The organism is Micromonospora sp. BL1 (assembly GCF_003667485.1).
Taxonomy (GTDB): Bacteria; Actinomycetota; Actinomycetes; order Mycobacteriales; family Micromonosporaceae; genus Micromonospora; species Micromonospora tulbaghiae.
On the sequence record NZ_RCVK01000108.1, the window covers coordinates 1 to 7,515 of the forward strand.

The following is a 7,515-nucleotide window of genomic DNA, read 5'->3' on the forward strand; positions in this document are numbered from 1 at the left end:
GGGGCGGGGTGAAGGAGGAGACGTGACGCCTGAGGAGATCCTGGAGGCCGACCGGCGGCACGTGTGGCATCCGTACACCGCCATGCCTTCCGCCAGTGCGCCGTACGTCGTCGACAGCGCGGAGGGGGTGCGGCTGCGGCTCGCCGACGGGCGGGAGCTGGTCGACGGCATGTCGTCGTGGTGGGCGGCGATCCACGGCTACCGGCACCCGGTGCTCGACGCCGCGGTGACCGACCAGCTCGGGCGGATGAGCCACGTGATGTTCGGCGGGCTCACCCACGAGCCCGCCGTACGCCTGGCACGCACGCTCGTCGAGCTGACCCCGGACGGCCTGGAACACGTCTTCCTGGCCGACTCCGGCTCGGTGAGCGTCGAGGTGGCGGTGAAGATGTGCCTGCAGTACCAGCGGGCGCTGGGACGCCCGCAGCGCCGCCGGCTGGGCACCTGGCGGGGCGGCTACCACGGCGACACGTTCCACCCGATGAGCGTGTGCGACCCGGAGGGCGGCATGCACCACCTCTGGGGCGACGTGCTGCCCCGGCAGGTGTTCGCGCCGGTGCCGCCGCCCGGCTTCGACGCGGCGCCGGACCCGGCGTACGAGGCGGCGCTGGTGGAGGCGGTCGAGCGGCACGCCGACGAGCTGGCCGCGGTGATCGTGGAGCCGGTGGTCCAGGGCGCCGGCGGGATGCGGTTCCACCACCCGCACTACCTGCGCGTGCTGCGCGAGGTGACCCGCAGGCACGGCATCCTGCTGGTGTTCGACGAGATCGCCACCGGCTTCGGCCGGACCGGGCGCATGTTCGCCGCCGAGCACGCCGCCGTCACCCCGGACGTGCTCTGCGTCGGCAAGGCGCTCACCGGCGGGTACCTGACGCTCGCCGCGGCGCTGTGCACGCCCGAGGTGGCGCGCGCGATCTCCGCCGGCGGGGTGCTGGCGCACGGGCCGACGTTCATGGGCAACCCGCTCGCCTGCGCCGTCGCCAACGCCTCCCTGGACCTGCTGCGGGCCGGGGACTGGGCGGGACGGGTGGCGGGCATCGCCGAGGGCCTGCGGGCCGGCCTGGCGCCGTTGCGGGACGCGCCCGGTGTGGCCGACGTACGCGTGCTCGGCGCGATCGGGGTGGTGCAGCTCGACCACGAGGTGGACCTGCCCCGGGCGACCGCCGCCGCGGTGGCCGAGGGGGTGTGGCTGCGCCCGTTCCGGGATCTCGTCTACACGATGCCGCCGTACGTCTGCGACGCCGCGGACGTGGCGCGGATCGCGGCCGGAGTGGCCGCGGCGGTCAAGGCCGGCTGAGCCCGGCCGAGTTCCACAGGGCGCGACGGGAGGCCCGTCGCCGGACACGCCAGGCGGCCCGGAGCCGCCGGGAGAGGGAGAGACGCGATGGAGACGTTCGGCGCCCGTCTGCACCGGGCCGTGGCGGAACGAGGGCCGCTCTGCGTGGGGATCGACCCGCACCCCGGGTTGCTGACCGCCTGGGGCCTGTCCGACGACGTGGCGGGCCTGGAGCGGTTCTGCGCCACTGTGGTGGAGGCGATCGGCGACCGGGTCGCCGTGGTCAAGCCGCAGTCGGCGTTCTTCGAGCGCTTCGGCGCCCGGGGTGTGGGTGTGCTTGAGTCAACTATCCGACAGTTGCGAGATTTGGGAGCGCTCACTCTGCTTGACGTCAAGCGTGGTGACATCGGCTCGACGGTCGCCGCGTACGCCTCGGCGTACCTCGATCCATCCAGCCCCCTGTATGTCGATGCGGTCACCGCGAGCCCCTACCTGGGAGTAGGTTCGCTCGCCCCGATGTTCTCCACCGCCGCCGAGCACGGTGGCGGGGTCTTCGTCCTGGCGCTCACCTCCAACCCGGAGGGTGCCTCCGTGCAGCGCGCCGTGGGTGCCGACGGGCGCACCGTCGCGCAGACCGTGATCGACGAGATTTCCCAGCTCAACCGGGGTACGGAGCCGCTCGGCAGCTTCGGTCTGGTGGTCGGCGCGACGGTCGGTGAGACGGGTCACGATCTGGACTCGGTCAACGGTCCGCTGCTCGCGCCGGGGCTGGGCGCGCAGGGCGGAACGCCCGCCGGGTTGCGTACCGTGTTCGGCGCCGCGCTGCCGTCGGTGCTTCCCTCGTACTCCCGGGAGGTGCTCGGCGCGGGCCCCGACCCGGCCGACCTGCGGGCCGCCACCGAGCGGGTGCTGGCCGACTGCCGGGCCGCCCTGGGCACGGCGGACTGACTGACGGCTCGGTCACTTTGGGTTGATCATCGCGCGCCCACGTTGCCGAAATCTCCGTTGACCGCTAGTTTTCCCCGCGCTGGGAACCACGGACCCCTTTGGTTGCCAGCGACACCACGTTTCACAGATGCGGTGGGGCGCTCAGCCCGCCGTACTAGGGACCTGAGGAGAACTGGTGCCGCTCCCGTCACTGACCCCCGAGCAGCGCGCTGCCGCGCTGGAGAAGGCCGCGGAGATCCGCAAGGCCCGCGCTGAGCTGAAGGAGCAGCTCAAGCAGGGCAAGACCACCCTCGCCACCGTCCTCGAGCGGGCCGAGTCCGACGACGTCGTGGGCAAGCTGAAGGTTTCGGCCGTGCTCCAGGCGATGCCGGGCATCGGCAAGATCCGGGCCACCCAGATCATGGAGAAGCTCAAGATCGCGGACAGCCGTCGCCTGCGCGGCCTCGGCGAGCAGCAGCGCAAGGCTCTGCTCGGAGAGTTCGCCGCCAACTGAACGGCCCGCCGTGTAGAAACAAGCGGTGAGCACGGATGACGAGGCGCGCTCGGCGGCTCGGCTCACTGTCCTGTCCGGTCCCTCCGGGGCCGGCCGGAGCAGTGTCGTCGAGGCGGTCCGGGCGCGCCTTGCGTCTGTCTGGGTGCCGGCGGTCGCCACCACCCGCCCACCCCGTCCGGACGAGCGCGACGGTGTGGACCGCGTCTTCCTCGACGCGCCGGGCTTCGACCGGCTGATCGCCGCCGGGGAGCTGCTGGAGTGGTGCCGGATCGGGCCGTACCGCCGGGGGGTGCCCCGGGCCGAGGTGCGGGCGCGGCTCGCCGAGGGACGGCCGGTGCTGCTGCCGCTGGACCTGGCCGGCGCGCTGGCGGTACGGGCGGCGGCGCCCGGCGCCCGGCTGGTGCTGCTCGCGCCGCCGGCGTACCGGGCCGACCCGGACGTGGCGGCCGTCTTCGCCCACGCCGTGGCACACGACCACACCGAGCGCGCCGCGGCCGAGCTGGTAGGATTGCTCGGTTCGTCCTTCCTGGCTCCGGCCCGACCGCCCGCGGGCGGCGCACGAGACGCAGAGGTTTAATTCGTGGGATCCATCGCCACCAACCCCGAGGGCATCACCAACCCGCCGATCGACGAGCTGCTCGAGAAGACCACCTCGAAGTACGCGCTGGTCATCTTCGCCGCCAAGCGCGCCCGTCAGGTCAACGCCTACTACAGCCAGCTCGGTGAGGGCCTCCTGGAGTACGTCGGCCCGCTGGTGGAGACCACCCCGCAGGAGAAGCCGCTCTCCATCGCCATGCGCGAGATCAACGCGGGCCTGCTCACCGCCGAGCCGACCGACCAGCCGTAACCGCGCCCGCGCCGATGCCCGCCGAGATCGTCCTCGGGGTCGGCGGCGGCATCGCCGCCTACAAGGCGTGTGAGCTGCTCCGGCTCTTCACCGAGTCGGGTCACCGGGTCCGGGTGGTGCCGACCGCCTCGGCGCTCCGCTTCGTCGGGGCGCCGACCTGGGCGGCCCTGTCCGGCCGGCCGGTCGCCGACGACGTCTGGTCCGACGTGCACGAGGTGCCGCACGTGCGGCTCGGGCAGCACGCCGACCTGGTCGTGGTCGCACCGGCCACCGCCGATCTGCTCGCCAAGGCCGCCCACGGCCTCGCCGACGACCTGCTCACCAACACGCTGCTGACCGCGCGCTGCCCGGTGCTGCTGGCCCCGGCGATGCACACGGAGATGTGGGAGCACCCGGCCACAGTCGCGAACGTGGCCACGCTGCGTTCGCGGGGCGTCCGCGTGATCGAGCCGGCCGTGGGCCGGCTCACCGGGCGGGACACCGGCAAGGGCCGGCTGCCCGACCCGGCGGAGATCTTCGCGGTGGCCCGCCGGGCGCTGGCCCGCGGCGTCGAGGCCGAGGCCGACCTGGCCGGCCGGCACGTGGTGGTCACCGCCGGGGGCACCCGCGAGCCGCTGGACCCGGTCCGGTTCCTGGGCAACCGGTCGTCCGGCAAGCAGGGGTACGCGTTCGCCCGCGCCGCCGTGGCCCGGGGCGCCCGGGTCACGCTCGTCGCGGCCAACGTGGCGCTGCCCGACCCGGCCGGGGCGGACCTGGTCCGGGTGGGCACCACCGAGGAGCTGCGCGACGCGACGCTCGCGGCGGCCGCCGACGCGGACGCCGTGGTGATGGCCGCCGCGCCCGCCGACTTCCGGCCGGCCAGCTACGCCACCGGGAAGATCAAGAAGTCCGACGACGGGGTCGCGCCCGCCATCGAGCTGGTCACCAACCCGGACATCGCCGTGGAGCTGGGGCGGCGTCGCCGGCCCGGGCAGGTGCTGGTGATCTTCGCGGCGGAGACCGACGACGCGGAGGCCAACGGCCGGGCCAAGCTGGCCCGCAAGGGGGCCGACATGATCGTGGTCAACGAGGTCGGCGTGGACAAGGTCTTCGGCGCCGACACCAACGCGGCCACCGTGATCGGCGCCGACGGCGCCGTGCACCGGTTGCCGGAGCAACCAAAGGAGGCCCTGGCCGACGCCGTCTGGGACCTCGTCTGTCAGCGGTTGCCGTCGCGTTCCTGACGGTTGGTCGACCCGCGTTCGTCGGGTCGCGGCGGAACGATGATGACTAAACTGCCGCCGAGCGACCTTTAAAAGTCTTCACATGCTTAGGAGTGCCGTGACACGTCTCTTCACGTCCGAATCGGTCACGGAGGGCCACCCGGACAAGATCGCCGACCAGATCAGTGACGGCATTCTCGACGCGCTGCTCGCCCAGGACCCGCACAGCCGGGTCGCGGTGGAGACGTTGATCACCACCGGCCAGGTGCACGTGGCCGGCGAGGTGACCACCAAGGCGTACGCCGACATCCCGACGATCGTCCGCGAGACCATCCTCGGCATCGGCTACGACTCGTCGAAGAAGGGCTTCGACGGCGCGTCCTGCGGCGTCAGCGTGTCCATCGGCGCCCAGTCGCCGGACATCGCCCAGGGCGTCGACAACGCCTTCGAGCTGCGTACCGGTGGGTCGGAGAGCGCGCTGGACGCGCAGGGCGCCGGTGACCAGGGCATGATGTTCGGCTTCGCCTGCTCCGAGACGCCCGAGCTGATGCCACTGCCGATCGCGCTGGCGCACCGGCTGGCCCGCCGGCTCGCCGCGGTCCGCAAGGACGGCACGATCCCGTACCTGCGGCCGGACGGCAAGACCCAGGTCACCATCGAGTACGACGGGCTGCGCCCGGTCCGGCTCGACACCGTCGTGGTGTCCAGCCAGCACGCGGCGGACATCTCGCTGGAGTCGCTGCTCACCCCGGACATCCGGGACCACGTCATCGCCCCGGAGCTGGAGGGCCTCGGTCTGGAGACCGAGGGCTACCGGCTGCTGGTGAACCCGACCGGGCGGTTCGAGATCGGCGGCCCGATGGGTGACGCCGGCCTGACCGGCCGGAAGATCATCGTGGACACGTACGGCGGGTACGCCCGGCACGGCGGCGGCGCGTTCTCCGGCAAGGACCCGTCGAAGGTCGACCGGTCGGCCGCGTACGCGATGCGCTGGGTGGCCAAGAACGTGGTCGCCGCCGGGCTGGCCGAGCGGTGCGAGGCGCAGGTCGCGTACGCGATCGGCAAGGCGCACCCGGTGAGCCTGTTCATCGAGACGTTCGGCACCGAGACCGTGCCGGTCGCCTCGATCGAGAAGGCCGTGGCCGAGGTGTTCGACCTGCGTCCGGCCGCCATCATCCGGGACCTGCACCTGCTGCGCCCGATCTACCAGCAGACCGCCGCGTACGGCCACTTCGGCCGGGAGCTGCCGGAGCTGACCTGGGAGGGCACCGACCGGGCCGCCGACCTCAAGTCGGCCGCGGGAGCCTGACCGCCACCACGCGCCGCGACCGGCGACCCGCACAGGGGTCGCCGGTCGCGCGCGTCTGCGTGGACGTGCCGCTGCCCCACCTCGACCGCCCCTTCGACTACCTGGTGCCGGAGGCGCTCGACGCCGACGCCCGGCCGGGGGTACGCGTGAAGGTGCGGTTCGCCGGGCAGCTCGTCGACGGCTGGCTGCTGGAGCGCGCCGAGTCGTCCGAGCACCCGAAGCTGGCGTACCTGGAGAAGGTCGTGTCCCCGGTGCCGGTGCTCTCCCCGGAGGTGGCCCGGCTGGCCCGCGCGGTGGCCGACAGGTACGCCGGCAGCCTCGCCGACGTGCTCCGGCTGGCCGTGCCGCCCCGGCACGCCCGCGCCGAGAAGGCCGTCACGGCGGCGGACGCGCCACCGTCCGCCGACGCCGACGCCGACGCCGACGCCGACGCCGACGCCCGGGTGGGCGGTCGGGCGGAGGTGGACCCGCGCGGCTGGCGGGACTACCCGGCCGGGCCGGCGCTGCTGCGCGCGCTCACCGACGGCAAGCCGGCCCGCGCGGTCTGGTCGGCGCTGCCGGGGGAGGACTGGGCCGACCGGTACGCCGACGCGGTCGCCGCCACGGTGGCCGGCGGCCGGGGCGCCGTGGTCGTGGTGGCCGACGCCCGTGACCTGGACCGCCTCGACGCCGCCCTGACCGCCGTGCTCGGCGCGGGGCGGCACGTCCGGCTCACCGCCGCCGACGGCCCGGCCCGCCGCTACCGGGCCTTCCTCACCGCCCGGACGGGCGAGGTGGACGTGGTCGTCGGCACCCGGGCCGCGATGTTCGCCCCGGTGCGGCGGCTCGGCCTGGTGGCGATCTGGGACGACGGCGACGACCTGCACGCCGAACCGCGCGCGCCCTACCCGCACGCCCGGGACGTGCTGCTCACCCGGGCGCAGCTCGGCGACGTGGCCGCCCTGGTCGGCGGCTACGCGCGTACCGCCGAGGCGCAGTTGCTGGTGGAGACCGGCTGGGCGCGCGAGGTGGTGGCCGACCGGGCGGTGGTGCGCGCGCGTACCCCGGCCATGGCGCCCACCGGCGACGACCCGCAACTGGCCCGCGATCCCGGCGCCGCCTCGGCGCGGCTGCCGAGCCTGGCCTGGACCACCGCCCGGGACGCGCTGCGCGCGGACCTGCCGGTGCTGGTGCAGGTGCCGCGCCGGGGGTACGTGCCGTCGGTGGCCTGCGCCGACTGCCGCGCCCCGGCCCGCTGCCCGCACTGCGCCGGACCGCTCGCGCTGCCGTCGGCGCAGGGCACGCCCGCCTGCCGCTGGTGCGGCCGGGTGGCCGCCGCGTACGCCTGCCCGGAGTGCGGCGGGCGGCGGCTGCGCGCCTCGGTGACCGGCGCCCGGCGGACCGCCGAGGAGCTGGGCCGGGCGTTCCCCGGCGTGCCGGTGCGGACGTCGGGGCGGGAGG

At 74.4% G+C, this 7,515-nt stretch carries 8 protein-coding genes; all 8 read left to right on the forward strand.

The window, feature by feature from the left end:
* Nucleotides 1-22: 22 nt before the first annotated feature.
* Nucleotides 23-1,297 (forward strand): adenosylmethionine--8-amino-7-oxononanoate transaminase, encoded by a 1,275-nt coding sequence (locus EAD96_RS01225; protein WP_121682973.1) that lies wholly within the window; start codon nucleotides 23-25, stop codon nucleotides 1,295-1,297.
* 87 nt (nucleotides 1,298-1,384) lie between these two features.
* On the forward strand, nucleotides 1,385-2,224 hold the full coding sequence (gene pyrF / locus EAD96_RS01230) for an orotidine-5'-phosphate decarboxylase (RefSeq protein WP_121682974.1): 840 nt from the start codon (nucleotides 1,385-1,387) through the stop codon (nucleotides 2,222-2,224).
* 175 nt (nucleotides 2,225-2,399) lie between these two features.
* The gene (gene mihF, locus EAD96_RS01235; RefSeq protein ID WP_013285515.1) at nucleotides 2,400-2,717 is read left to right on the forward strand and encodes an integration host factor, actinobacterial type; all 318 of its coding nucleotides are present in this window, start codon (nucleotides 2,400-2,402) and stop codon (nucleotides 2,715-2,717) included.
* 25 nt (nucleotides 2,718-2,742) lie between these two features.
* Nucleotides 2,743-3,294 (forward strand): guanylate kinase, encoded by a 552-nt coding sequence (locus EAD96_RS01240; protein ID WP_121682975.1) that lies wholly within the window; start codon nucleotides 2,743-2,745, stop codon nucleotides 3,292-3,294.
* A 3-nt stretch (nucleotides 3,295-3,297) separates the two neighbouring features.
* The gene (rpoZ, locus tag EAD96_RS01245; RefSeq protein ID WP_013285517.1) at nucleotides 3,298-3,564 is read left to right on the forward strand and encodes a DNA-directed RNA polymerase subunit omega; all 267 of its coding nucleotides are present in this window, start codon (nucleotides 3,298-3,300) and stop codon (nucleotides 3,562-3,564) included.
* A 14-nt stretch (nucleotides 3,565-3,578) separates the two neighbouring features.
* Nucleotides 3,579-4,787 (forward strand): bifunctional phosphopantothenoylcysteine decarboxylase/phosphopantothenate--cysteine ligase CoaBC, encoded by a 1,209-nt coding sequence (gene coaBC / locus EAD96_RS01250; protein ID WP_121682976.1) that lies wholly within the window; start codon nucleotides 3,579-3,581, stop codon nucleotides 4,785-4,787.
* An 82-nt stretch (nucleotides 4,788-4,869) separates the two neighbouring features.
* On the forward strand, nucleotides 4,870-6,075 hold the full coding sequence (gene metK / locus EAD96_RS01255; RefSeq protein ID WP_030271053.1) for a methionine adenosyltransferase: 1,206 nt from the start codon (nucleotides 4,870-4,872) through the stop codon (nucleotides 6,073-6,075).
* A gap of 59 nt (nucleotides 6,076-6,134) precedes the next feature.
* On the forward strand, nucleotides 6,135-7,515 hold a 1,381-nt coding region (locus EAD96_RS01260), incomplete at its 3' end, for a primosome assembly protein PriA (RefSeq protein WP_121682977.1).

Bases quoted from the DNA above. Each gene is read 5' to 3' on its own strand.
- pyrF (WP_121682974.1), top strand. From the start codon at position 1,385: ATGGAGACGTTCGGCGCCCGTCTGCACCGGGCCGTGGCGGAACGAGGG.
- coaBC (WP_121682976.1), top strand. From the start codon at position 3,579: ATGCCCGCCGAGATCGTCCTCGGGGTCGGCGGCGGCATCGCCGCCTAC.
- metK (WP_030271053.1), top strand. From the start codon at position 4,870: ATGCTTAGGAGTGCCGTGACACGTCTCTTCACGTCCGAATCGGTCACG.